The following is a 23936-nucleotide window of genomic DNA, read 5'->3' on the forward strand; positions in this document are numbered from 1 at the left end:
GCAAACGGGATACCCTCCTGGTCGGTATAGATGCGCGATATCCACGGCAAAGTTGTGGTTGGCAGCTGCCAGGTCAGGTTGCGGCCCGTTTGCGATGACGAACAACGGTTCCCGGCCGGCCGATGCGCTGAAACCGGCGGTAGCGGAAGGGCCGCGGATCGCGGCCCCCACGACGACACAACGGCGGTGTACCCGCAATCCGGAAGCCGCGCCGCGAGAATGGCGACGACATAGCCAACTGTGTGGTAGGCAAGCGGGAACTACGCGGCACCCAGGAGGCACCCGGTGAGCACCACACCAATCGCCGACTACGCCCTGCTATCTGACCGGCATACTGCAGCGCTGGTGAGTCGCGGCGGTTCAGTCGACTGGCTCTGCTTGCCCCGGTTCGACTCGCCATCGGTGTTCGCCAGACTGCTCGACGCGGACGCCGGGTTTTTCTCGGTGCACCCCACCGATCCCGGCGCGGAGGTCAAACGCCGTTACGTCGACCAGACCATGGTGCTCGAGACGACGTTCACCACCGGCACCGGAACGCTGGTGCTATGCGATGCGCTCGCCACCGGGTACGTAGATGACCCGCACCAGTTGGGCGCGACCGCACCTCGGCTGCTGGTGCGGTCGCTAACGTGTACCGCGGGCGAGGTGGAGGTGACCGTCGAATTCTCCGCACGCCCGGAGTACGGGGTGGTCACGCCGTTGGTGTCCACTGCCGACGGCTGCATCCTGGTACGCGGCGGCGCCGACGTCCTGCTCCTGTGTTGCCCAATTCCGCTGGGGATTACCGATTCCGACGCCAGCGGCCGATTCCGGATGCGAGAGGGCGAGCGGCTGTCCCTCGGGTTGCAACATCGCACCACCTCCGAGGCATGTCCTGAATCCATGTCATCGGCCGAGCTCGAGGCAGCGCTTATGGCGACAATCGACGCGTGGCGGTTGTGGTCGAAGGTCCATCAGAGCTATGACGGACCGTGGCGCGATCTGGTGCATCACAGCGGCCGAGTTCTGCAGGCATTGACCTACCAACCCACGTGGGCCGTGGTCGCCGCCCCGACGACGTCCCTGCCGGAAGAGATTGGCGGAGAACGTAACTGGGATTACCGATATTCGTGGGTTCGGGATGCCAGCCTCACGCTGGAAGCCCTCTGGGTAGCCGCATGCCCAGACGAGGCGGAGCAGTTTTTCGACTATCTCGCCGTCAGCTCCGCCGGACAACTACGCGCCAACGAACCTCTTCAGATCATGTTCGGCATAGGTGGCGAACATGATCTGTCCGAACGTGAGCTCGGTCATCTCCGCGGTTGGCGCGACAGCCGCCCGGTGCGGGTCGGCAACGGCGCATGGGGGCAAAGCCAGATCGACGTGTACGGGGAACTGCTGGGTGCGGCACACCGCCTGGCCAAACAGCTGCACCCGGACCGCCCCTGCGCAGCCGCGGGACGCGAGTTCCTCATCGGCTCGGCCGATGCCGCCGCACGTCTGTGGCAGCAACGTGATTCGGGTATCTGGGAAGTGCGTGGCGAGCCGCAACACTTCCTCTACTCCAAGCTGATGTGCTGGGTCGCGCTCGACCGCGCCGTCGCCATGGTCGATGCACTCGGCGCCCGGGACAGGGTCGACGGCTGGCGTAAAGCTGCCGATGACATCCGGCATCAGATCATTACTCGCGGGTGGAGCGACGCGGCCAACGCGTTTACCCAGGCATTCGAAAGCGACGACCTGGACGCCTCGGCGCTGATGATTCCGCTGGTCGGATTCTTGCCCGCCGACGACGCCCGTGTGCTGGCCACCATCGACGCCATCGCCGATCAGCTCGTCGACTCGCGCGGCTTGGTCTATCGGTATCGCACCAGCGTCGACACCAACGCCGACGGACTGACCGGACAGGAGGGCACATTCCTGCTGTGCACATTCTGGTTGGCGCAAGCCCTGGCAGCCTCCGGCCAGCTCGACCGGGCGCGCGAAGTGTTCGAGCGCGCTATCGGTTACCGCAACGACGTCGGACTTCTCTCCGAAGAGGTCGACCCCGGCACCGGCGAGCTGTTGGGCAACTTCCCGCAGGCGTTCAGCCACATCGGGCTGGTCAATGCGGCCTGGGCCATTGCCCAAGCCGAAGCTCGCGGTTGACCAAAGCAGCTTATGCTCGGGCACCCGGATGCCTATATCCCAAACGCCTACGCACACATTCGTAGGATGCGTTGCCTTGAGTTAGCGACTCGATTGGCCCGCAATCACATCGGCCCCAGGAGCCCCACGGTTCGGCCGGTACACGATTTGCCCGCCTCGTAGCGACAAGCCAAGTCGCGCAGGGTTTTGTCGCTATTAGGTGGGCACAACCAACACCCTCACCCACAGCGACCAATGTGGCCGATGTGGCAGTAGCCGCTTGACCCGGCCAACCAGGATAGCTACCTACTCAACGCCAAAGGCTAGTTATGCCAGCGGAATCCGTCAGCGCGTCGTCGCGCCACGGTGTTGCCACCTACCTGCGTCGCCGCGACCGGAGGTAGTCGCCCACCACCGCCGCCCCCAGCCCGTCGAGATCGGGTTCCACGACCCGGCCCTCCACCCGTCGCGCAACCTGGTCGATGAACCGGGCCAGACCCGGGTCACTGCCCAGCCGGAAGATCGTGATCTGCGCACCCAACCGGGCCATATCGTCGAAACCCCGTACCGTGTGCGCAATGGTCCGCGGATGCGGCGGATAATCAAAGAAGACAGCAGAACCCGTCCCCTCGCCGCTGAAATCCTCCAAATGGGCGGTGGGCTCACCGTCGGTCACCACCAACACGACCGGCTGTGCGTTGGGGTGCTTGCGCAGGTGACGCCCGGCCAGCGCCAGTGCGTGATGCAGGTTGGTGCCCTGCTCATAGACACCTTCCAAACCCGTCAGCTCGGCCGCCGTCACGGTTCGGGCATAGCGGCCAAACGTGATGATCTGCAGGGCATCTGAGCGGAACCGCGTGCACACCAAGTGGTTGAGTGCCAGTGCCGTTCGCTTCATCGGCAGCCAGCGATTTTCCATCACCATCGAAAACGAGGTGTCGACCAGCAGCGCAACCGCGGCCTGGGTACGGGTCTCGGTCTCGGACACCTCAACGTCGTCGACGGTGATCCGAATGCCTGAACGGGGCATCGACGTCGTCCCGGCCTGGCGCAGAACGGCGTTGGTCAGCGTCCGGGAGATGTTCCACGGCTCGGTGTCACCGAACTGCCAGGGCCGGGTCGCACCGGTCAGTTCTCCGGCGGCCCCTGCGCGCCGGTGGTCCCGTTCGCCACGACGTCCGGAAAGCTGTTGCACCACATCACGTAACGCGGTCTCGCCCAGCCTGCGCATCGCCTTGGGCGACAGCCGCCACTGGCCGTCGGAACCACGATCCAAGAAACCCTGATTGACCAGTGCGCGTTCCAATTCGGCGAGCGTTCTGGCGTCGACGGCGGCCTGGTCGCCGAGCTGGCGGGCCAGCGCGTCCAGGTCGACGTCGTCCATGGTGGCGCCCGGGTAGCTCTGCGACAATTGCTCGGCCAGCTGCTCCAGCTCAGCGATATCGGCCAGCGCCTGGGTGCCCTCGCCCATACCGAACGGGTTGTCACCGGAGAACTGCTCGGATCCGGTCCAGTCCTCGCCGGGGCGCGCGACTTGTAGATGGCTATCGAGCCGGCTCAGCGCCTGCATCAGCGACGGCGAGCCAAATGCCTGCTGCGCCAACGCATCAAGCTCGTCCCGCTGCTCCTGGCTCAGGCTGTTGCGGAATCGCTGCGCCGCGGCTGCCCGCTTGGCCAGCGAGTCCAGTAGCTCCTCGACGTTGCGCGGGTTCTCCGGAAAGAACTCGCCGTGCTTGTCCATGAAGTCTTGGAAGTCCTGCGGGGTGTCCTCGCCGCGGGCGTGCTTGTCCAACAGGTCGTTGAGATCGTCGAGCATCTCGTTGACCCGGCGGCGGTCCTCGTCGGTCGCGCCTTCCAGTGCTTGCTTCATCCCGGCGAAACGTTGGTCGAGCAGCTCGCGGCCGAGCAAATCCTTGATCTGGTCGTATTTTTCGCGGGCCTCACCGCTGCGCCAGCGGTACTCGGAAAGCTCCTGAACGGCTTTGGCCGGTGACGGCGGTAACGCATCCAGCTGCAGCTCCGAGAATCGGGCGTCGTCGTCCAGGGCGCGGGCCAGTTGCTTGCGTTCGGCCAGTACCGCTTCGTCGAGCAGTCTCTTGATCTCTTGCAGGGTGCCGTCTAAGTTGTTGCGGCGCAACAGCTCCCGTCGGCGCCGGTTTGCCTCGGCGGCCAGCCGGTCGGCGCCGGGCATCGTCTTGGTGCCGCGGCGCAGCAGCTCGGACAGTGCCCGGCGCGGTGAGGTGCCGGCCATCACGTCTTGGCCGATCTGTTCGAGCGCCTCGCGCAAGTCGACCGGCGGCGCCAGCGGGTCGGGTCCGCCGGTGTATGCCGAGTAGCGCGAAGAGTGTCCTCTAGCCATAGACGGTTTGGCCTTCCCCGGACACCTTGTCGATGCGCTTGGCAAGGTACAACGCCTCCAACGCGAGTTCCAGCGCGGCGGCGCGCTCACCCTCGGATTCCGCGCCCAGCTTTCTGGCGATCCTGTCGACGACGGACAGCCCCGGAACCGCGGCCAGCACGTCCTTGGCCGACACCCGCTCGCCCGTCGTCACGGCCGAACCCCGCTCGACGGCGGTCACCAATTGGCCGACGTCGATGCCGCCGAGCACTCGGGACGCGGTGTCGGCGGTCGAGCGGCGCAACAGATGCTCGAGTACGGCCTGTTCGCGGCCCTCCTCACCGGACTCGAACTCCAGCTTGCCCCGCAACACGTCGATCACCGTGCCCAGATCGACCACCCGGGCCACCGGATCGGTCTCACCCAGCACCGCGCCGCGATGCCGGGCGGCGGCAGCGACGGTTTCCGCCGCTGCGATAGCGAACCGGGCCGACACCCCGGACCGTTGGTCGATCGAGTGCGATTCCCGCAGGTACCGGGCGAATCGCGCGATCACCTGCATCAGATAGTCGGGTACCTGCGCGCTCAGGTGCGCCTCCTGCACGATCACACCCACTTCCGCGTCCAGCTCCAGCGGGTAGTGGGTACGGATTTCGGCGCCGAAGCGGTCCTTGAGCGGCGTGATGATCCGACCGCGGTTGGTGTAGTCCTCGGGGTTGGCGCTGGCGACGACCAGGACGTCCAACGGCAGCCGCAGCGTGTAGCCGCGGACCTGGATGTCGCGCTCCTCCATGACGTTGAGCATCGACACCTGAATGCGCTCGGCCAGGTCGGGCAATTCGTTGACCGCGACGATGCCCCGATGTGCCCGCGGGATCAGGCCGTAGGCGATGGTCTCGGGGTCGCCGAGACTGCGGCCCTCGGCGACTTTGATCGGGTCGATGTCACCGACCAGGTCGGCCACGCTGGTGTCGGGGGTGGCCAGCTTCTCGGTATAGCGCTCGCTGCGATGCTTCCAGGCCACCGGCAGGTTGTCACGCAGCTGCGCAGCCCGCCGGATCGATTCCGGCGTGATCGGCCGGTACGGGTGCTCCCCCAGTTCGGCTCCGGCGATCACCGGAGTCCACTCGTCGAGCAGTCCGGTCAACGCGCGCAGCAGCCGGGTCTTGCCCTGGCCGCGTTCGCCGAGCAGGACGAAGTCATGACCTGCGATCAGGGCCCGCTCCACCTGCGGCAGCACCGTGTCCTCGAAGCCCAGAATGCCCGGCCAGACGGCCGTGATATCTGACCCCTCGGCCAATGCGGTCAGCAGGTTTTCCCGGATTTCTTGCTTGACCCCCCGCTCGCGATGACCGGAGGCACGTAGCTCGCCGACGGTGCGCGGCAGGTTGCTCGGTGAAGTCACCACTCCACGCTACGGCGCCATCTTTCTTCTGGCGACGAGAGTGGATGTCAACGCTGACTTTCCGGGCACTTTCCTGCCCTCAGTGGGCTCTCAGTGAGCGAAGTGACGCGCCCCGGTCAGATACAAGGTGACCCCGGCTTCAGCCGCCGCGGCGGTTACCTCGTCATCGCGCACCGAGCCCCCGGGATGCACGATCGCCGCGACCCCCGCAGCGGCCAGCGTCTGCAGTCCGTCGGGGAACGGGAAGAAGGCATCCGATGCCGCGACGGCGCCGCGTACTCGCTCGCCACCGCGTGCATTACCTCGTTCAATGGCCAGCCGCGCGGCATCGACCCGATTGACCTGACCCATGCCGACTCCCACGGTGGCGCCGTCGGCGACGATCACGATCGCGTTCGACTTGACCGCGCGGCAGGCGCGCCAGGCGAACACCAGGTCGGTCAACGTCGCCGGGTCGGCCGGTGATCCGGTCGCCAGCGTCCAGCTGGCCGGGTTGTCGCCGGGTGCGTCGAGCTGGTCGCGCTGCTGCATCAGCAGCCCGCCGCTGATCGGACGCAATTCGTTGTCGCCGTTCTGCGGCTCGGATGCCAGCAGCACCCGGATGTTCTTCTTACGTGCCAAAAGGTCTAGGGCACCCGGTTCATAGGACGGCGCGACGATGACTTCGGTGAAGATGGTGCTGACGTACTCCGCCATCTCGACGCTGACCTCGGTGTTGGCCGCGATCACGCCGCCGTAGGCGCTCAGCGGGTCGCAGGCATGGGCCTTGCGATGTGCGTCGGCGACGGAAACCGACGAGATTGCGATGCCGCAGGGGTTAGCGTGCTTGACGATGGCCACACAGATTTGTTCGTGATCGAAAACCGCCCGCCAGGCCGCGTCCGCGTCGGTGAAGTTGTTGTAGGACATCTCTTTTCCGTGCAGCTGCTCGGCTTGTGCCAGCCCCGGCCACGCGCCCGGGTCGGTGTAGAGGGCGGCCTGCTGATGCGGGTTCTCGCCGTAGCGCAGGATCGCCTGACGGCGCCAGTTTCGGGCGAACCAATGCGGGAAAGCCGTTTCGGGGCGCTCGGGCGCCAGCGTCGACTGCATCCAGCTCGCGACGGCGATGTCGTATTCGGCGGTGTGCTGAAATGCCAGCGACGCCAGCTTTTTACGCTCGCCGAGGCTAAATCCGCCGCTGCGCAGCGCGGCAAGCACGCCGTCGTACCCGAGCGGGTCGGTGACCACGGCCACGCTCGGGAAATTCTTGGCCGCCGCCCGAACCATCGACGGCCCGCCGATGTCGATCTGTTCGACGCACTCGTCGATACCGGCGCCGGACTCGACCGTCTGGCTGAACGGATACAGGTTGACCACCAGCAGTTCGAACGCCGCGACCCCGAGCTTGTCCAGCGCGGCCTGGTGTTCGGGCTTGCGCAAGTCGGCCTGCAGCCCGGCGTGCACTCGTGGGTGCAGGGTCTTGACCCGGCCGTCGAGCACCTCCGGAAAGCCGGTGAGCTCCTCGACGCGGGTTACCGAAATGCCTTTGCCGGCAATGGTCTTCGCCGTTGATCCGGTGGAGACGATCTCGACGCCGGCCGCCGCCAGGCCCGCAGCCAGCTCCACCAGCCCGGTCTTGTCGTACACGCTGATCAACGCGCGGCGGATCGGCTTCCTTACGCTGTCGCCGGTCATACTGTGCTCATCCCAGGGTCGCCTTTCGTCCGATGCAGGTCAGGCCGCCGGTGGCAATCGCGGCCACCACGTCGACGAGTAGTCGCCGTTCGATGACCTTGATGCGCTCGTGCAATGTCTCTTCGTCGTCACCGTCGAGCACCGGAACGGCCTGCTGCGCCAGTATCGGCCCGGTGTCCACGCCGGCATCCACCAGATGCACCGTACAGCCGGTGACCTTCACACCGTAGGACAACGCGTCGGCCACGCCGTGGGCACCCGGGAATGCCGGCAGCAGCGCGGGATGGGTGTTGAGGATACGTCCGCTGAACTGTGAAAGGAATTGCGGCCCAAGGATTCTCATAAATCCGGCCGATACCACCAGATCGGGTGAATGGGCGGCGGTGGCATCGGTGATGGCCGCGTCCCAGGCGTCGCGGCCGGGGTAGTCGGCGACCCGGACCGTGAAGCTCGGCACCGATGCCCGCGCGGCGATCTCGGCGGCCCGGCACTCGCGATCCACCCCGACGGCGACGATCCGCGCCGGATAGTCGCCCACGGCGGCTTGGAGCAGCGCGTTCAGCAGCGATCCGGTGCCCGATGCCAGCACTACCACTCGCGTCGGTGCACTCGGGGGTACCCGGAGCGGTTCCTGCACACGGCGAGCCTAGTCTGGCGACGATGCCGGGCGCGCCAGCGGCCGGAGAAGGAGCCAGACAAATCAGGCCCCGTCTGGCGACGATGCCGGGCGCGCCAGCGGCCGGAGAAGGAGCCAGACAAATCAGGCCCCGTCTGGCGACGATGCCGGGCGCGCAGGCGCGTCGAACCTGCATCCACAGCTATTGCCACGCGCGTGTCGGCGCGCTGTACGCAGACTCGACAATGTCAGCACAGGGTCAGCACAGGGTCACTACTACAGGCTCGCGCATCGGACACCGCGCTGCCGCGGCAGGCGGCGCACAGTGCACACGGCCTAATCCTCGCGCCGGGAGCCTGAGTCTGACTCGGCTTCACCTGTTAAGGACACGCCGTCGTCTTCAGAAACGTCGACGTCGACGTCCTCAGGATGCGGCGGCTCATCGACGACATCATGGGGCTGATCGCCCTCGTCGAACGCGTCCGCAGACGTCTCGTCCTCGTCAGCCGGCGGGGCGGGCCGCGGTTTGGACGAGCGCGGACGCTTGGTGATCCCGCCGGCCATCGCCACCGTGAGACAGCCGATGACGGTGAACCAGAACAAAACACCGATCAGCAAGGCCCCCTCGTCCACGCCGACAGCGCCGAAGTTGCCCAGCTCGCCGCCGCCGGCGTAACCGAGCAGCCCCATCACCAACGCCCCGATAAGCGCTGCCACCAGCACCTTGGCCATTGCCGGAAGCAACGGCAGCGGCCGGCGGGCGCACTGCTGCCCCAGGGCGACCCCAGATGCTGCTCCGATGATCAGCAAAGCTACCCACGCGGGCCCGAGCGGCGGCGTGGGCGCCGCGGCCAGGATCGGCACGGCCGGAATGTCGCCCCCGAAGACGGTGAACGAACTGAACGTCGCAAAGCCAATATGGGCGCTGGACCCAACCGCGACCGCCGCGGCGCCGACGAAGACGTTGGGCGCATACAGCACCGAGAGCAGCGTGAGATTGAATTGCCCCCAGATCGAGTCGGTGATCCCGTAGAGCTCTTGCATCGTCGCCCAGTGAACGACCAGCGACCCTGCCGTCACCAAGCCGGACAGTCCCAGCAATGCCAAGACCCCGCCGGCAGCGGCGCGCACCGAGTCGCCCAGCCAATTCGGAAGCCGCGAAGCCGCCAGAGCCCGCCTGCCCACCCGGGACCACACCCCGATCGCCGCGCCGATGGCATGCACTACCAGCACGCCGGTGAACGCCCGCAGCGCGCTGGGTGTCTGTAGTTCGGTGATGACCGACGACGCGTCGTGGACGACCGCCAGCGCGATCGCCGCGATCAGCAGCGGCCCGCCCAGCGCCGACGCGACAACCCATCGCACAACAAGCCACGACGAGTAGGGCGAGGTGGCCAAGGCCGTCGTACGCGCGGTGCCCCACACCATCAGCAGAACCGGCAGCAGCGGCATTACGCCGAGTTCGCGACCGCCGATCGAGATCGGCACCTGGTGGACGCCCAGCCACATACTGGCGATCGCGCCCAACGCCCCGGTCATGTCGCTGTTGGCGATCAGTAACTGCAGCAGCGTAACCGCGGCGATGATGACCAGCGCCACCACCGCAGGCGCGAACGCGACCTTGACGAGGTCGCGTGCCTGGCGAGCGCCCGCTGCTCGGTTGTCCTCGTTTCTTGCCGACACCCTATTCACTCTTCGCGCACGTGCCTACTCAGCGCGAGAGCGCCCGATTAGACCGGCGCCGAACCGGGTGACGACGACTGCTGGCCGTGCCCCTGCCCATAAGACTGCGGTCCCCCGGCGGGGTTTGAGTAGTTGACCGGAGCCGACCCGGCCTGGGACCCCGTTCCGGCACTGACCGGCGGTGGGCCGAAGCTTGGGAAGCCGGTGGGTGGGGTGGACGGGCCCTGGTGCATCGGCTGGGGCGCCGACTGGCCGGGTTGCTGGGCGCCGAATCCGCCGGTCGACGGGTTGGAGCCGGCGCTGGACGAATAACCACCGTATTGCGATCCGTATCCGGACGGTTGCGCAGGGCTGGGCGCGGCCTGCTGCTGCGCACTCGGTTGACCGTAATACCCGCCGGGCTGACCGCCGTACTGTCCGTATTGGCCGTACTGGCCATACTGCCCATAGGCATCGAATTTGGGCCGCGGTGCCGGCGCCGAGATGACACCCGCATCCAACAGCAGCGCGCCGACCGCGGCAACCGCCTGAAACACGATGAACACCAAGACAACCCACAGCGCCCAGCCGGTCGAATATGCGCTCGGCTTGTTGAACGTCGCCGAGATCATCAGCAACACGCCCAACACCGAGACCACCGCGAAGATGGCCACGTAGCTCTTGGCCTTGGGCAGCAGACTCACCCCGGCAAGCAGTGCGGCCAGCAGAGCCAGGCCGACAGCTAACCCGGTATCGCCGGAAACCTCGCTGCCGGCCCCGCCGAGTTCTGAGCTGACCGTGAACATGGGCCCGAAGCTGGTGAGATACGCCAGCAGCCCGAGCGCGGCAACCACCATGCTCAGGTACATCGGAAGCTTGCTGACACCGTTGTCAGCCTTGGTGAAAGACGGTGTGGCGCCTCCGTAGGAGCCGGCCGATTGTGCGGGCGGGTATCCGGGACTACCTGGTGAGTAGGTCATGGCTCCTCCTATTACCTCTGGTGCCGTCGCTACGCCTGCTGCAATGCGACGATTGCTCCCTGCGACACAATTCGATGACCCACGCTAGCGCACGGCCGGGTACTCGCGCCGTGGCGACCTTGCCCCAGCGATACCGGCCCCGTCACCGCTGCCGACGATCGGGAGCTGAGCCGCTTGCCCGGCTGAGGTAGAACGCGTTCTAATTCTGTTCATGGATTACGGGCTTGTCCTTTTCACCAGCGACCGTGGCATCTCCCCGGCCGCAGCCGCGAAACTGGCCGACGACCATGGCTTTCGCACTTTCTACGTGCCCGAACACACGCACATCCCGGTCAAACGGGAGGCCGCCCATCCCACGACGGGTGACGCGTCGCTGCCGGACGACCGCTATCTGCGCACGCTGGACCCGTGGGTGAGTTTGGGCGCGGCTTCAGCGGTCACCTCCCGGGTCCGGCTGTCAACCGCGGTTGCGCTGCCGGTGGAGCACGACCCGATCACGCTGGCCAAAAGCATTGCCACGCTGGACCACCTATCCGGCGGGCGGGTCAGCGTCGGCGTCGGATTCGGCTGGAACACCGACGAACTCGCCGACCATGGCGTGCCGCCGGGGCGCCGGCGCACCATGTTGCGCGAATACCTCGAAGCGATGCGGGCGTTGTGGACCCAAGAGGAAGCCGCCTACGCCGGCGAATTCGTCAAGTTCGGACCCAGCTGGGCGTGGCCCAAGCCCGTGCAGCCACACATTCCGATCCTGGTGGGCGCCGCCGGCACCGAGAAGAACTTCAGGTGGATTGCACGTAGCGCCGACGGCTGGATCACCACGCCGCGTGACGTCGACATCGACGAGCCGGTGAGGTTGCTGCAGGACACCTGGGCGGCCGCCGGCCGCGACGGGGCTCCCCAGATCGTGGCCCTGGACTTCAAGCCGGCGCCCGAGAAGCTGGCGCACTGGGCCGAGTTGGGAGTGACCGAGGTGCTGTTCGGCCTGCCGGACCGCTCCACAAGCGAAGTCGCCGTGTATGTGGAGCGGCTGGCCGGCAAGCTGGCCGCCTAGGCGCGAGCAGACGCAAAAGCCCCCGCACGCACGGCGTGTCGGGGGCTTTTGCGTCTGCTCGCGCTAAAGAGTCTTCAGGATTTCCCGGGCTAGGGCCGCGGTTTCCGACGGCGTCTTGCCGACCTTGACGCCGGCCGCCTCGAGTGCCTCTTTCTTGGCGGCCGCGGTTCCCGACGAGCCGGACACGATCGCCCCCGCGTGACCCATGGTTTTGCCTTCCGGCGCGGTGAAGCCGGCGACGTAACCCACGACCGGCTTGGACACATTCGCCTTGATGAAGTCGGCCGCGCGCTCTTCGGCGTCACCACCGATCTCGCCGATCATCACGATCAGCTTGGTGTCGGGATCCTTTTCGAAGGCCTCGATCGCATCGATATGCGTGGTGCCGATCACCGGGTCACCGCCGATCCCGATGGCAGTGGAGAAACCGAGGTCCCGCAACTCGAACATCATCTGGTAGGTCAGCGTGCCGGACTTGGACACCAGGCCTATCGAGCCGGGTCCGGTGATATTGGCCGGGGTGATGCCCACCAGGGCCTGGCCGGGCGTGATGATGCCGGGACAGTTGGGGCCGATGATGCGGGTCTTGCCGCCCTTGCCGACGTTGTAGGCCCAGGCGTATGCGGTGTCCTGCACCGGTATGCCCTCGGTGATCACCACCAGCAACGGAATTTCGGCATCGATCGCCTCGATGATCGCGTCCTTGGCGAATCGCGGCGGCACAAAGATGATCGAGACGTCGGCGCCGGTCTTATCCATCGCCTCGGTGACACTGCCGAACACCGGCAACTTGATCAGCCGGCCGCCTTTGTCCTCGTGGGTGACGGTGGTGCCGGCCTTGCGGGCGTTCACGCCGCCGACGATGTGGGTGCCCGCCTTGAGCATCCGGGCGGTGTGGACGGTGGCCTCAGAGCCGGTGATGCCCTGGACGATGACCTTGTTCTCTTTGGTCAGGAAGATAGCCATGGGTCGTGCTTCCTTTCAGGCTTTCAGGCTTTCAGGCGCTCGCCAGCTCGGCGGCTTTGTCGGCGGCCTCGTCCATCGTCGGCACCAGCGTCACCAGGGGGTGGTTGGCTTCGGCCAGAATGCGCCGGCCTTCGTCGACGTTGTTGCCGTCCAGCCGCACCACCAGCGGCTTGTTGGCCTCACCGCCCAGGATTTCCAGAGCCTTGACGATCCCGGTGGCCACGGCGTCACACGAGGTGATGCCGCCGAAGACGTTGACGAACACGCTCTTGACTTCATCGTCGCCCAGCACCACGTCCAGTCCGGCGGCCATGACCTCGGCCGACGCGCCGCCACCGATGTCGAGAAAGTTGGCCGGCTTGACGCCACCGTGCTTCTCACCGGCATAGGCGACGACATCGAGTGTCGACATCACCAGGCCGGCGCCGTTACCGATGATGCCGACCTGCCCGTCGAGCTTGACGTAGTTGAGGTCGTGCTCTTTGGCTTTAAGCTCCAGCGGATCGGTGGCCGCACGGTCCTCGAACTCGGCGTGATCGGGATGACGGAAATCGGCGTTGGCGTCGAGAGTGATCTTGGCGTCCAGCGCCAGGATCTGGTTGTCGGGGGTGCGTACCAGCGGGTTGACCTCGACCAGGGTGGCGTCCTCGGCGACGAACAGCTCCCACAGCTTGGAAATGGTGACCGCGGCGGCGTCGAGCACCTCGGCCGGCAGGTGACCCTGCTCGGCGATGGAGCGTGCAAACGCCAAGTCAACGCCCTTGACCGCGTCCACCGGAACCTTGGCCAGCCGCTCCGGCTTGGTGGCGGCCACTTCTTCGATGTCCATGCCGCCCTCGACCGAGCACATGGCCAGGTAGGTGCGGTTGGCGCGGTCCAGCAGGAAGGAGATGTAGTACTCCTCGGCGATATCGCTGGCCTCGGCGACCAGTAGTTTCTTGACGATGTGGCCCTTGATGTCCAGGCCGAGGATGTTCTGGGCGTGCTGGTATGCGTCGTCTGGGGCGGCGGCGTATTTGACTCCGCCCGCCTTGCCCCGCCCACCGATTTTGACCTGTGCTTTGACCATCACCGGACGACCGATCTCGGTGGCGATTGCCTTGGCGCCCTCGGCGCTGTCGGTCACTCGGCCGGGCGTGCTGGGCACGTTGTGCTTGGCGAACAGTTCCTTGGCTTGATACTCGAAAAGGTCCATGTGCTCACTGTCTTCGCTGGGCTATCTGCTGGGCCTGTAGGCAGGCCTATAGGCGGCAAAGCCAGATTCGGCAAACCGCACGGTTGGAACTGTAGCGAGGCGCCAAACGACCGCCGCGATCGCATCCCATCGGTGTGGCGCGCGCCACCAAATACCGTCGGCTTTCAAACGTGATACAGATCACATTTGTGCGTGGGTTATTGTCCTGAGGTTGCCAGCCCCATTGATGAGCGGATACCGTCTCAGGGTCCAGATAACGTTATGGTCACGATACGAGGACATTTCAGCATTGTCCCAGCACCGATTCGCCCGTCCTGCCGCGGCAGGCGGGCTTTATGCATCCCGCGATCGTCGGCTTCAACATCACCACCGTAACGAAATCACCGAAATCATCCCGTTGGACGGATTCGACGGGTTCGACGAGCTGGAACTCGCCGACCTCGACGAGCTGGACTTCGGCGATCCCGAGTTCGGCACTGATGTGCAGTTACTGCAGGCCCCCGAGCTCGACGACCTGCATGAGACCGACGACCTGACCCCCGCGTGGCTGGCCGGCCCGACGGAGGTGCTGGCCGCTCTGGGCATCGAGTGCGGCAGCCAAGCATCTGCCCCGCACCCGCACGCGGCGGCTGTCACCCCGGTGCCCCGGCGAGGCGGCCAGCACCGCAAGCAGCCGACCAGCGCGGCCAAGGGACGCCTGCTGATCTCGGCCATGGCCGCCGGTGCGGCTGCCGCCGCGGCGCATACGGCAACTCATCAATCCGACACCACCACGGCCGACACCTTGTTGAGCGCCAATGCGTCGGCGCTCACCGGCGGGTCGGGTGGCACCCCCCGGGGTGTGCAGGTCATTGCCGCGCAGCCGGCGGCAAACGCGGCAGTGCACAACGCGGAACTCGCCCATGGTGTGGCGTTCGCGCAGGAAAGAGCCCAGCGTGAGGCACGACTGCAGCAGCCGCTGTATGTCTTGCCGGCCAAAGGCATATTCACGTCGAATTTCGGGTATCGCTGGGGTGTGCTGCACGCTGGTATCGATCTGGCCAACTCCATCGGGACACCGATCTACGCGGTGTCGGACGGCGTCGTCATCGACGCCGGCCCTACCGCCGGCTACGGCATGTGGGTAAAGCTGCGCCACGCCGACGGCACCGTGACCCTCTACGGTCACGTCAACACCACGCTGGTCAGCATCGGACAGCGCGTGATGGCGGGCGATCAGATCGCCACCATGGGCAACCGGGGCTTTTCCACCGGCCCGCACCTCCATTTCGAAGTGCTCCTGGGCGGCACCGAGCGGATCGACCCCGTGCCGTGGCTGGCCAAGCGCGGAATCTTTGTAGGCAACTACGCCGGCTGACCGGTGACCGCAGCGAGCCGTCCCCCCGCGCCTGAGACCCCGTCCGAGCCCACTGGATCTCTCGAGGAACCGCGCACCCGAATCATCCGCCGGGCGCCGACCGGACCACTGCCCGCGATATCCGATTCTGCGGCCACCCAGATCCCGCGCCACCCGACAGCGTTGGACGCGACCGGCCGGGTGGACCACTTTCCGCCTCTACCGGCGGCGATCGGCCACGAGCCGGACCCCTGGACGGCCGTCGCGGCCGCAGCGGTCAGCATCGTCAGCGGATGGGCCACCTCGGTGGTGGCCACCGACCTGATTGCCGGATGGTGGCGGACCGACCGGCTGTTCTGCATCGCGGTGGGCTTTCTGGCCCTGGTGTTCGCCGCAGCCACGGTCACCGGCGTGATCATGTTGCTGCTCCGCCGGTCTCTGGGGCGCTATCTGATCGCGGCGGGTGCGGTGGTCGCGGTGTTGACCTACGGTGGCGTGTTCATCGCCGGTGCGCGCGTCGGGTGGATCGTGCACACCCTGCCGCTACTGCCGATCGCCAGCGCGGTGTTAGCCCTGCATCCGGCGACCAAACGCTGGCTCGTGGAGTAGCGGCTTCGCCGAACGTGTTGCCACCGCGAGGATCTCACGATTTTTTCGCGGCGAGTTCACGGTCGGCGCAAAAGCGCTACAGCTTGGTGACCGGGGCGTGGTTGTGCATCAGCTTGACCCGCCCCGAACTGCCGAAGTCGATCAGCGACATCGCGGACTCCCCTACGCCGGAGACTTCCTCGACCCGGCCCAAGCCGTACTTGTCGTGGGTGACTCGATCGCCGGGCTGTAGCACCAGCAGCGGGCGCTTGCTCGCCCCTGCAGAACGGGTGGGCGCCGACCGCGGGGCGCCGAACCGGCCGGCTCCGCTCACCGGCGCACTGAACGACGGCTTCGGCGCGGTGCGCCGCCAGTCGATGAGCTCCTGCGGGATCTCGCGCAGGAAGCGCGATTCCGGATTCAGCATCGGCTGTCCCCAGGAAGAACGCACCATGGCCCGGCTGACATAGAGCCGTTGCCGGGCCCGCGTGATGCCGACGTAGGCCAGCCGCCGCTCCTCGGACAGTTCGGTCGGGTCGTCCAGCGCCCGCATGTGCGGGAACATCCCGTCCTCCCAGCCGGTCACGAACACCACCGGGAACTCCAGCCCCTTGGCGGTATGCAACGTCATCAGCGTGACGACACCGGCACCGTGCTCGGGGATCTCGTCAGAGTCGGCGATCAGCGACACCCGTTCCAGAAACGCCGCCAACACGCCGGTGTCCGGCACGTCTTCGTTGTCCGGTTCGAGCGCAGCGGTATTCGCCTGGTCGGCGCTGAATTCGTGTGCGACGCTGACGAGTTCGTTGAGGTTGTCCAGCCGCGCCAGCTCCTGGGGGTCGGTGGACGATTCCAGCTCCCGACGGTATCCGGTGCGTTCCAGCACCGCCTCGACCAGCTCACCGAGGTCCCCGTCGAGGCGGCCCCGCAGCTCGTCGAGCATCTCCACAAAGCCCGCGATCGCCTTCTGCGCGCGGGTGTTGAGCATCGGCACTTTGCCCTCGGCCGCGGCCACCAGGGCATCGGCGAAGCTGGCGCCGGTGTTCTCGGCGTAGACCGCCACGCACGCCTCGGCGCGATCGCCGATGCCGCGGCGCGGCGTATTGAGGATGCGCCGCATGCTGACCGCATCGCCGGGATTGTCCAGCACGCGCAGGTAGGCGATGATGTCGCGGATCTCCTTGCGCTCGTAAAAGCGCACGCCCCCGACGACCTTGTACGGGATTCCGGCGCGGATGAGCACCTCTTCCAGGGACCGCGACGAGTTGTTGGTGCGGTAGAAGACGGCGACGTCGTTGTAGGTGATCTCGCCACGCTCGGCCAGTGCGTCGATCTCTTCGGCGACGAACCTGGCCTCGTCGTGTTCGTTGTCGGCGACGTAGCCGACGATCAACTCCCCTTCGCCGGCGTCGGTCCACAGTCGCTTCTCCCGGCGCCCGGCGTTGCGGGCGATCACGGAGTTGGCCGCCGACAAGATGTTCTGTGTGGAGCGGTAATTCTGTTCCAGCAGAATGGTTGTCGCGTCGGGGTAGTCGCGCTCGAAGTCTTCGATGTTGCGGATGGTCGCGCCGCGGAAGGCATAGATCGACTGGTCGGCGTCGCCGACCACGCACAGCTCCGAGGGCGGCACCTGGTTATCGGGGCCGTCTTGCGTGCCGTGGCCGACCAGTTCGCGCACCAATACGTACTGCGCGTGGTTGGTGTCCTGGTACTCGTCGACCAGGACGTGCCGGAACCGTCTCCGGTAGTACTGGGCGATGTCCGGGAAGGTCTGCAACACCGTGACGGTCTCGCCTATGAGGTCGTCGAAATCCAGCGCATTGGCCGCCCGTAGCCGCCGCTGGTATTCGGCATAGACGGATGCGACGGTACGTGTTAAGTCATCTGAGTCGTCGGTCGGGTCGGCCAGCGCCCGATGGGGGTCGATCAGCTCGTTCTTCAGGTTCGAGATCGCGTTCGCCAACAACCGCGGCGAATACCGCTTGATGTCCAGGCCCATGTCGCGGCCGATCATCTGCAGCAGCCGACGCGAATCGTCGGCGTCGTAGATGGAGAAGTTGGAGTTCAGGCCGTCGATCAGCGACGCCTGGTTGCGCAGGATGCGCACGCAGGTCGAGTGAAACGTGGACACCCACATGTACCGGGCCCGGGCACCGACCAGGCGCACCACCCGTTCCCGCATCTCGGCGGCGGCCTTGTTGGTGAAAGTGATGGCCAGGATCTGACCGACCGCGACACCACGCGCAGCGATCAGGTAAGCGATCCGCCGGGCCAACACCGCCGTCTTACCCGAACCCGCGCCCGCGACGATCAGCAGCGGCGAGCCCTCATGCAGCACCGCCTGGCGCTGTTGCGGGTTGAGGCCGTGGAGCAGCTGATCTGTTTCGGACTTCGCGTCGGTCGCGTGCACACTCATGTCGCTCCAAACTTACCGCCGCCCACCGACGACTCGTCGGGCCAGGCTATGTGGGGGGTGCGCGTCTGGGACGGTGCTGTTACTCGAACCCGGACTCGTCGGTGCCCGTGTGATTGCTGCCCGAGCTGTTTGTGCCCGAGTTGCCCCAGCCCGAGTTCAAAGTCCCGGACTGGCCGAAGCCCGAATTGTCGGTGCCGACGTTCATGAAGCCCACGTTGCCGGTAACGCCGCCGTTCGCATAGCCGATTCCAAAGCTGCTGGTATTCGAGAATCCGACGGAGTTGACGCCCGAGTTGAAGAAGCCGGTATTGCGACTATTTGTGTTCTGGAAGCCCGTCTGGAAGTTACCGACGTTTCCGTAGCCCTCACTCGAATTGCCGGTGTTCTCCCATCCGGAAGTACTGTTCCCATGGTTATTGAAGCCCGAGGTTCCGGTGCCGGTGTTGCCGAAGCCGGAGTTTGTGGCCCCGGTGTCGGTTGCGCTGCCGTAGCCGGTATTCACATCGCCGGCATTGCCGGCACCTGTGTTTATGTTGCCCGAGTTCCAAAATCCGGTGTTGGTGTTGCCCGAATTTCCGAACCCGGTGTTGCCGGAGCCGGAGTTGTAGAAGCCCACGCTGCTCGCACCGGAGTTGAAGAAGCCCACGGTGCCGCTCGAGCCCGAGTTGAAGGCGCCTACCGCAAAGCCGCCGCCATTTCCGACGCCCACATTATCGCTTCCAGCGTTCCAGAAACCGACATTTCCGTGGCCGGAGTTCCCGAATCCGACATTGGTGTTGGTCGTGTTGACCCAGCCCGTATTGTGGTTACCAGAGTTCATGATGCCGGTGTTCGTATTTCCGGAGTTCGCGATTCCGGAGTTGATGTCACCGGAGTTGCCGATGCCCCAGTTTCCGTTGCCCGAATTGAAGAAGCCGACATTGTTGTCGCCGGAATTGAATAAGCCGATGTTGCCGCTACCGGAGTTCAGGCCGTTGAAGTTGATGCCAAACTGATTGTCGCCGGTCAGACCGATGCCGAAGTTGTTGTTCCCCGAGTTGCCGAAGCCGATGTTGAACTCACCACTATTGCCCAGCCCGATGTTGAAGTTGCCAAAGTTACCTATACCGATGTTGGAGTTTCCGGTATTGCCGAGTCCGACATTCGAGTTGCCTGCTGTGGGCATGGCTCCGGGACCGCTGTTGCCGAAGCCGAAGTTGGCGTTACCGAAATTTCCACTGCCTATATTGAGATTACCGGTATTCCCGTTGCCAAAATTCCCGCTACCGCTGTTTCCGTTCCCGAAGTTTCCACCACCGGTGGCCTGAGAGTTTCCGAAGCCAAAGTTTCCATTGCCACGATTACCGGCGCCGAAGTTTCTGCTGCCCCTGTTTCCGCTACCCATGTTGAAACTGCCGGTGTTTCCGCTGCCGAAATTGAGGATTCCGCTGAGGTTTCCGTCGCCGAAGTTGAGGTTGCCATTGTTCCCGCTGCCGAAGTTTGCATTACCGGTATTGCCGGTGCCCAGGTTTCCGCTGCCGATGTTTCCCAAGCCCAGGTTCCCGGCACCGATGTTGCCAACGGCCGAAAGCGCGCTCAGGCCCGGGATGTTCTGCAGTAGCTGCTGCCACGGGGCCAGCCCCGCGGCCGCTGCCGAAGCCCCACCGTGATAACCCACCATCGCGGCCACATCCTGGGCCCACATCTGTTCGTACAGGCCTTCGATGTGCGCGATCGCCGGCGCGTTCAGCCCGAACCAGTTCGACAGCACCATCTGCACCAACGCATTCCGGTTGGCCGCCACCGCCGCCGGCACGACCGTCGCGGCCCGCGCCGCCTCGAACACGCCGGCGACCGTTCGGGCCTGCCCGGCCGCCGCCACGGCCTGGGTTGCCGCCGCGCTCAGCCAACTTGCGTACGGTGCGGCCGCTGTCACCATCGCGGTCGACGCGGGCCCCTGCCACGCCTGGGCAGCCAGCCCCGAAGTCAGCGAGCCGAACGAGGCCGCCGCCGAACTCAGCTCCTCGGCCAACCCTTCCCATGCCGCCGCGGCGTCGAGCATGGGAGCCGCACCCGCACCCGCAAACATCAGCGAAGAGTTGATCTCCGGAGGCAACACCGAATAATTCATCACCACAGTCCTTCCGCCCCTGGGCCCGACCCAGCCGGCTCCCCTTGTACCAGTGCCACACTCGCCGACACAGCGCGTAGAGCTTACGGCCGGCATTGCGGCATGATGGGCGTTTTCGCGCTACTTTTCGCCAACCGAATCGACGCTTCGCCGCACGCGGCGAACCCGCAGGACCGGACAGGGTCCAGCTGCCGCAACCTGCCCGCCATGATTTCCGGCCAACGGGTCGCCGGCTTTTTGCGCAGCCGCGGCCCTTGGTGGCACACTCGGTTGGTGCTCAACAGGCAGCGCCGATTTTTCTACGGGTACCGGCCAGCGGTGCCCGTGGTCTAGCTGCTTTCGCAGAGCCCCGTGGTCCGCTTCGGCGATTCGGGGCTCGTCTCTTGTGTGAGGCCCGATACCGGATGAGACCAGAATCCCCACATCACGAGAACGCGGAGTCAGCGGAGATGAACACCGATACCCAACAGTTGCCCAGCATCGAGGAACTGCGCGACGAGATCGACCGGTTAGACCGCGAAATCCTGGCCGCAGTCAAACGGCGCGCCGAAGTGTCGCAGGCGATCGGCAGAGTTCGAATGGCCTCTGGAGGCACCCGGCTGGTGCACAATCGCGAGATGCAGGTCATCGAGCGCTACAGCGAGCTCGGACCCGACGGTAAGCACTTGGCAATGCTCCTTTTGCGGCTGGGCCGGGGTCGTCTCGGTCACTAATAGATCACATTTCCGCTGCTTATCGCAGATATCCTGGTTTCTGCGGTACATTCCGCCGAAATGGTTACAGCAAAGTCAGCTGGGGTTTTGCGACTGCGCCGTGCGATGGTCGTTTCGGCAACGGCAATACTCGCCCTGCTGGCAATGCTGGCAATGCTGGCCGCTGGCTCGGCCACCTCGTCCGCGTGGTCGCGGCGCGGCCTGCCGATCGAGTATCTGATGGTGCCCTCACCGTCGATGCACCGCCAGATCAAGGTGGAATTTCAGGGCGGCGGCCCCCATGCGGTGTATTTGCTCGACGGCATGCTCGCCCGGGACGACTACAACGGCTGGGACATGCACCTGCCGGTGTTCGAATGGTTCGACCAATCCGGGCTGTCGCTCGTCATGCCCGTCGGCGGCATGGCCAGCTTCTACTCCAATTGGTATCAGCCCGCGGCCGGCAACGGCGGGGTCTGGACGTACAAGTGGGAAACCTTCCTGACCGAAGAGCTGCCGCGGTGGCTGGCGACGAACAAGGCGGTCAGCACTTCGGGAAACGCGGTGGTCGGTGCGTCGATGTCCGGATCGGCGGCGCTGATCCTGGCCGCCAAACATCCGCAGAACTTCGGCTACGCGGCCTCGATGTCGGGCTTTCTCAACCTGTCCGCCGGGCAATGGCCGTCATTGGTCAGTGCCGCGCAACTGGGCGCTGGCGGTTTTCGCTCCGAGGCGATGTGGGGCCCACCCGCCGACCCCGCCTGGGCGGCCAACGACCCGACGGCCAATGCGGCGACACTCGTCGCCAACAACACCCGAATCTGGGTGTATACCGGCAACGGCGGCCAATCGGACTTGGAGGTCGCCGGCAAGCTCGATGCCAGCCTGCTGGAATCCGCCACGCGGATCAGCAACAAGATCTTCCAGGCCAGGTACAAAGCCAAGGGCGGGCACAACGGCGTGTTCAATTTCCCGGCTAACGGCACCCATACCTGGTCATATTGGGGCGCACAATTGCAAGCCATGCTGCCCGATCTTCAGCAGGTGCTGGGCACGGCTTAGACAGACGCGGCTGACGCACCACTGCCCCCGATCCCGGAGCATTAGGGTCAAATCATGACCGCCCAGCCATCAATCCCCGACATCACCGCCGCCCCGGCGTGGGACGCCCTGCGCAAGCACCACGATCAGATCGGAGAAACTCACCTTCGGCAGTTGTTCGCCGACGATCCCGATCGCGGCCGCGATCTCACGATCACTGCCGGTGACCTCTATATCGACTACAGCAAGCACCGCATCACCCGCGAGACGCTACGGCTGCTGATCGAGCTGGCCCGCGCGGCCAAACTGGAAGAGCGCCGCGACCAGATGTTCTCGGGCGTGCACATCAACACCTCCGAAGATCGCGCCGTTCTGCACACGGCGCTGCGGCTGCCCCGCGACGCCGAGCTCGTTGTCAACGGCCGCAACGTAGTCCAGGACGTGCATGCCGTGCTGGATGCGATGGGCGACTTCACCGACCGGCTGCGCAGCGGCGAGTGGACCGGAGCCACCGGAAAGCGGATCAGCACCGTGGTGAACATCGGCATCGGCGGTTCGGACCTCGGCCCGGTGATGGTGTACCAGGCGCTGCGCCACTACGCCGACGCCGGGATTTCGGCGCGTTTCGTCTCCAACGTCGACCCGGCCGACCTCATCGCCAAACTGGCCGATTTAGAACCTGCCACAACGCTTTTCGTTGTCGCGTCGAAGACGTTCTCCACGCTCGAGACGCTGACCAACGCGACCGGCGCGCGGCGCTGGCTGACCGACGCGCTCGGCGATGCCGCGGTGTCCAGGCATTTCGTCGCGGTCTCCACCAACAAGCGCCTGGTCGACGACTTCGGCATCAACACCGACAACATGTTCGGCTTCTGGGATTGGGTGGGCGGGCGGTATTCGGTCGATTCGGCTATCGGGCTGTCGGTGATGGCCGCCATCGGCCGAGAAGCCTTCGGCGACTTCCTATCCGGGTTCCACATCGTCGACGAACACTTCCGCACCGCGCCGCTGGAGTCCAATGCGCCTGCGCTGCTTGGTCTTGTCGGCCTGTGGTACTCCAACTTCATGGGTGCGCAATCGCGTGCGGTGTTGCCGTATTCCAATGACCTGGCCCGCTTCGCGGCCTATCTGCAGCAGCTGACCATGGAGTCCAACGGCAAATCGACCCGCGCCGACGGCACCCCGGTGACCACCGACACCGGCGAAATCTTTTGGGGCGAACCGGGAACCAACGGCCAGCATGCCTTCTATCAATTACTGCATCAGGGAACCCGGTTGGTGCCGGCGGATTTCATCGGCTTCAGCCAACCGCTCGACGACCTGCCGACCGTCGAGGGCACCGGCAGCATGCACGACCTGTTGATGAGCAACTTCTTCGCCCAAACCCAGGTGCTGGCGTTCGGCAAGACCGCCGAGGAGATCGCGGCCGAGGGCACCCCGGCCGAGGTGGTGCCGCACAAGGTGATGCCCGGCAACCGGCCGTCCACCTCGATCCTGGCCAACCGGCTGACGCCGTCGGTGCTGGGACAGCTGATCGCTTTGTACGAGCACCAAGTGTTCACCGAGGGTGTGGTGTGGGGGATCGACTCGTTCGACCAGTGGGGGGTGGAGCTGGGTAAGACCCAGGCCAAGGCGCTGCTTCCGGTGATCACCGGTGACGCCTCGCCCGGGCCGCAGTCCGACAGCTCGACCGACGCGCTGGTGCGTCGCTACCGCACCGAACGAGGCCGCGCCGGCTGACGAACCTGCGCCGAGCA

17 protein-coding genes are annotated in these 23936 nt (G+C 65.6%); 7 read left to right on the top strand and 10 right to left on the bottom strand.

From position 1 onward, the window contains the following. The first annotated feature begins 285 nt into the window (after positions 1–285). A complete protein-coding gene (locus EET03_RS21915) occupies positions 286–2127 on the top strand; it encodes a glycoside hydrolase family 15 protein (RefSeq protein ID WP_075541576.1) in 1842 nt (613 codons plus the stop codon). Between the two features lie 355 nt (positions 2128–2482). Here the strand turns inward: EET03_RS21915 and EET03_RS21920 are convergent, their stop codons facing one another. From EET03_RS21920 to EET03_RS21945, 6 genes are all read right to left on the bottom strand, one after another. Continuing rightward, positions 2483–4465, bottom strand: a complete 1983-nt coding sequence (locus EET03_RS21920; RefSeq protein ID WP_075541575.1) for a VWA domain-containing protein — start codon at positions 4463–4465, stop codon at positions 2483–2485. Continuing rightward, a complete protein-coding gene (locus EET03_RS21925; protein ID WP_075541574.1) occupies positions 4458–5852 on the bottom strand; it encodes a sigma 54-interacting transcriptional regulator in 1395 nt (464 codons plus the stop codon). The genes EET03_RS21920 and EET03_RS21925 overlap by 8 nt, the downstream gene beginning before the upstream one ends. Before the next feature lie 87 nt (positions 5853–5939). Next, positions 5940–7523 (bottom strand): bifunctional phosphoribosylaminoimidazolecarboxamide formyltransferase/IMP cyclohydrolase, encoded by a 1584-nt coding sequence (purH, locus tag EET03_RS21930; protein WP_099193731.1) that lies wholly within the window; start codon positions 7521–7523, stop codon positions 5940–5942. 7 nt (positions 7524–7530) lie between these two features. Further along, a complete protein-coding gene (gene purN / locus EET03_RS21935; protein WP_075541572.1) occupies positions 7531–8160 on the bottom strand; it encodes a phosphoribosylglycinamide formyltransferase in 630 nt (209 codons plus the stop codon). A gap of 315 nt (positions 8161–8475) precedes the next feature. Then, a complete protein-coding gene (locus EET03_RS21940; RefSeq protein ID WP_075541571.1) occupies positions 8476–9831 on the bottom strand; it encodes a cell division protein PerM in 1356 nt (451 codons plus the stop codon). Positions 9832–9869: 38 nt separating this feature from the next. Next, positions 9870–10781 carry a DUF5336 domain-containing protein gene (locus EET03_RS21945; RefSeq protein ID WP_075541570.1) on the bottom strand — a complete coding sequence of 304 codons (912 nt, stop codon included), beginning with the start codon at positions 10779–10781 and terminating at the stop codon, positions 9870–9872. A 211-nt stretch (positions 10782–10992) separates the two neighbouring features. Between EET03_RS21945 and EET03_RS21950 the strand changes: the two genes are divergently transcribed. Further along, a complete protein-coding gene (locus tag EET03_RS21950) occupies positions 10993–11835 on the top strand; it encodes an LLM class F420-dependent oxidoreductase (RefSeq protein ID WP_063471223.1) in 843 nt (280 codons plus the stop codon). A gap of 63 nt (positions 11836–11898) precedes the next feature. Here the strand turns inward: EET03_RS21950 and sucD are convergent, their stop codons facing one another. Further along, complete coding sequence (gene sucD, locus EET03_RS21955) at positions 11899–12801, bottom strand: succinate--CoA ligase subunit alpha (protein WP_075541569.1); 903 nt, start codon at positions 12799–12801, stop codon at positions 11899–11901. Positions 12802–12832: 31 nt separating this feature from the next. Further along, positions 12833–13996, bottom strand: a complete 1164-nt coding sequence (gene sucC, locus EET03_RS21960) for an ADP-forming succinate--CoA ligase subunit beta (protein WP_075541568.1) — start codon at positions 13994–13996, stop codon at positions 12833–12835. 379 nt (positions 13997–14375) lie between these two features. Here sucC and EET03_RS21965 point away from each other — a divergent pair, with 379 nt between their 5' ends. After that, a complete protein-coding gene (locus EET03_RS21965; protein WP_425271549.1) occupies positions 14376–15353 on the top strand; it encodes a M23 family metallopeptidase in 978 nt (325 codons plus the stop codon). 3 nt (positions 15354–15356) lie between these two features. Beyond that, a complete protein-coding gene (locus EET03_RS30395; RefSeq protein WP_167470682.1) occupies positions 15357–15941 on the top strand; it encodes a hypothetical protein in 585 nt (194 codons plus the stop codon). Between the two features lie 76 nt (positions 15942–16017). Here the strand turns inward: EET03_RS30395 and pcrA are convergent, their stop codons facing one another. Both pcrA and EET03_RS21980 read right to left on the bottom strand, forming a co-directional pair. Further along, positions 16018–18336, bottom strand: coding sequence for a DNA helicase PcrA (gene pcrA, locus EET03_RS21975; RefSeq protein WP_075541565.1), 2319 nt, complete (start codon positions 18334–18336; stop codon positions 16018–16020). A 79-nt stretch (positions 18337–18415) separates the two neighbouring features. Continuing rightward, positions 18416–20446 carry a PPE family protein gene (locus EET03_RS21980; protein WP_099193732.1) on the bottom strand — a complete coding sequence of 677 codons (2031 nt, stop codon included), beginning with the start codon at positions 20444–20446 and terminating at the stop codon, positions 18416–18418. Between the two features lie 404 nt (positions 20447–20850). Between EET03_RS21980 and EET03_RS21990 the strand changes: the two genes are divergently transcribed. The 3 genes from EET03_RS21990 to pgi are packed head-to-tail and all read left to right on the top strand — an operon-like array spanning position 20851 to position 23919. Then, entirely contained in the window at positions 20851–21159 is a 309-nt protein-coding gene (locus EET03_RS21990) for a chorismate mutase (protein WP_063471231.1), read from the top strand. Between the two features lie 60 nt (positions 21160–21219). Beyond that, positions 21220–22200: an esterase family protein gene (locus EET03_RS21995; RefSeq protein WP_075541562.1), complete on the top strand. Its 981-nt coding sequence runs from the start codon at positions 21220–21222 to the stop codon at positions 22198–22200. A 54-nt stretch (positions 22201–22254) separates the two neighbouring features. After that, positions 22255–23919: a glucose-6-phosphate isomerase gene (pgi, locus tag EET03_RS22000; RefSeq protein ID WP_075541561.1), complete on the top strand. Its 1665-nt coding sequence runs from the start codon at positions 22255–22257 to the stop codon at positions 23917–23919. Positions 23920–23936 lie beyond the last annotated feature (17 nt).

This window comes from Mycobacterium innocens, assembly GCF_900566055.1.
GTDB lineage: Bacteria > Actinomycetota > Actinomycetes > Mycobacteriales > Mycobacteriaceae > Mycobacterium > Mycobacterium innocens.

Coding starts and splice junctions, on each gene's coding strand:
- purH (WP_099193731.1), bottom strand. CDS start 7,523: ATGACCGGCGACAGCGTAAGGAAGCCGATCCGCCGCGCGTTGATCAGC.
- EET03_RS21990 (WP_063471231.1), top strand. CDS start 20,851: ATGAGACCAGAATCCCCACATCACGAGAACGCGGAGTCAGCGGAGATG.
- EET03_RS21950 (WP_063471223.1), top strand. CDS start 10,993: ATGGATTACGGGCTTGTCCTTTTCACCAGCGACCGTGGCATCTCCCCG.
- EET03_RS21995 (WP_075541562.1), top strand. CDS start 21,220: ATGGTTACAGCAAAGTCAGCTGGGGTTTTGCGACTGCGCCGTGCGATG.
- pgi (WP_075541561.1), top strand. CDS start 22,255: ATGACCGCCCAGCCATCAATCCCCGACATCACCGCCGCCCCGGCGTGG.
- pcrA (WP_075541565.1), bottom strand. CDS start 18,336: ATGAGTGTGCACGCGACCGACGCGAAGTCCGAAACAGATCAGCTGCTC.
- EET03_RS21920 (WP_075541575.1), bottom strand. CDS start 4,465: ATGGCTAGAGGACACTCTTCGCGCTACTCGGCATACACCGGCGGACCC.
- sucD (WP_075541569.1), bottom strand. CDS start 12,801: ATGGCTATCTTCCTGACCAAAGAGAACAAGGTCATCGTCCAGGGCATC.
- EET03_RS21945 (WP_075541570.1), bottom strand. CDS start 10,781: ATGACCTACTCACCAGGTAGTCCCGGATACCCGCCCGCACAATCGGCC.
- EET03_RS21980 (WP_099193732.1), bottom strand. CDS start 20,446: ATGAATTATTCGGTGTTGCCTCCGGAGATCAACTCTTCGCTGATGTTT.
- sucC (WP_075541568.1), bottom strand. CDS start 13,996: ATGGACCTTTTCGAGTATCAAGCCAAGGAACTGTTCGCCAAGCACAAC.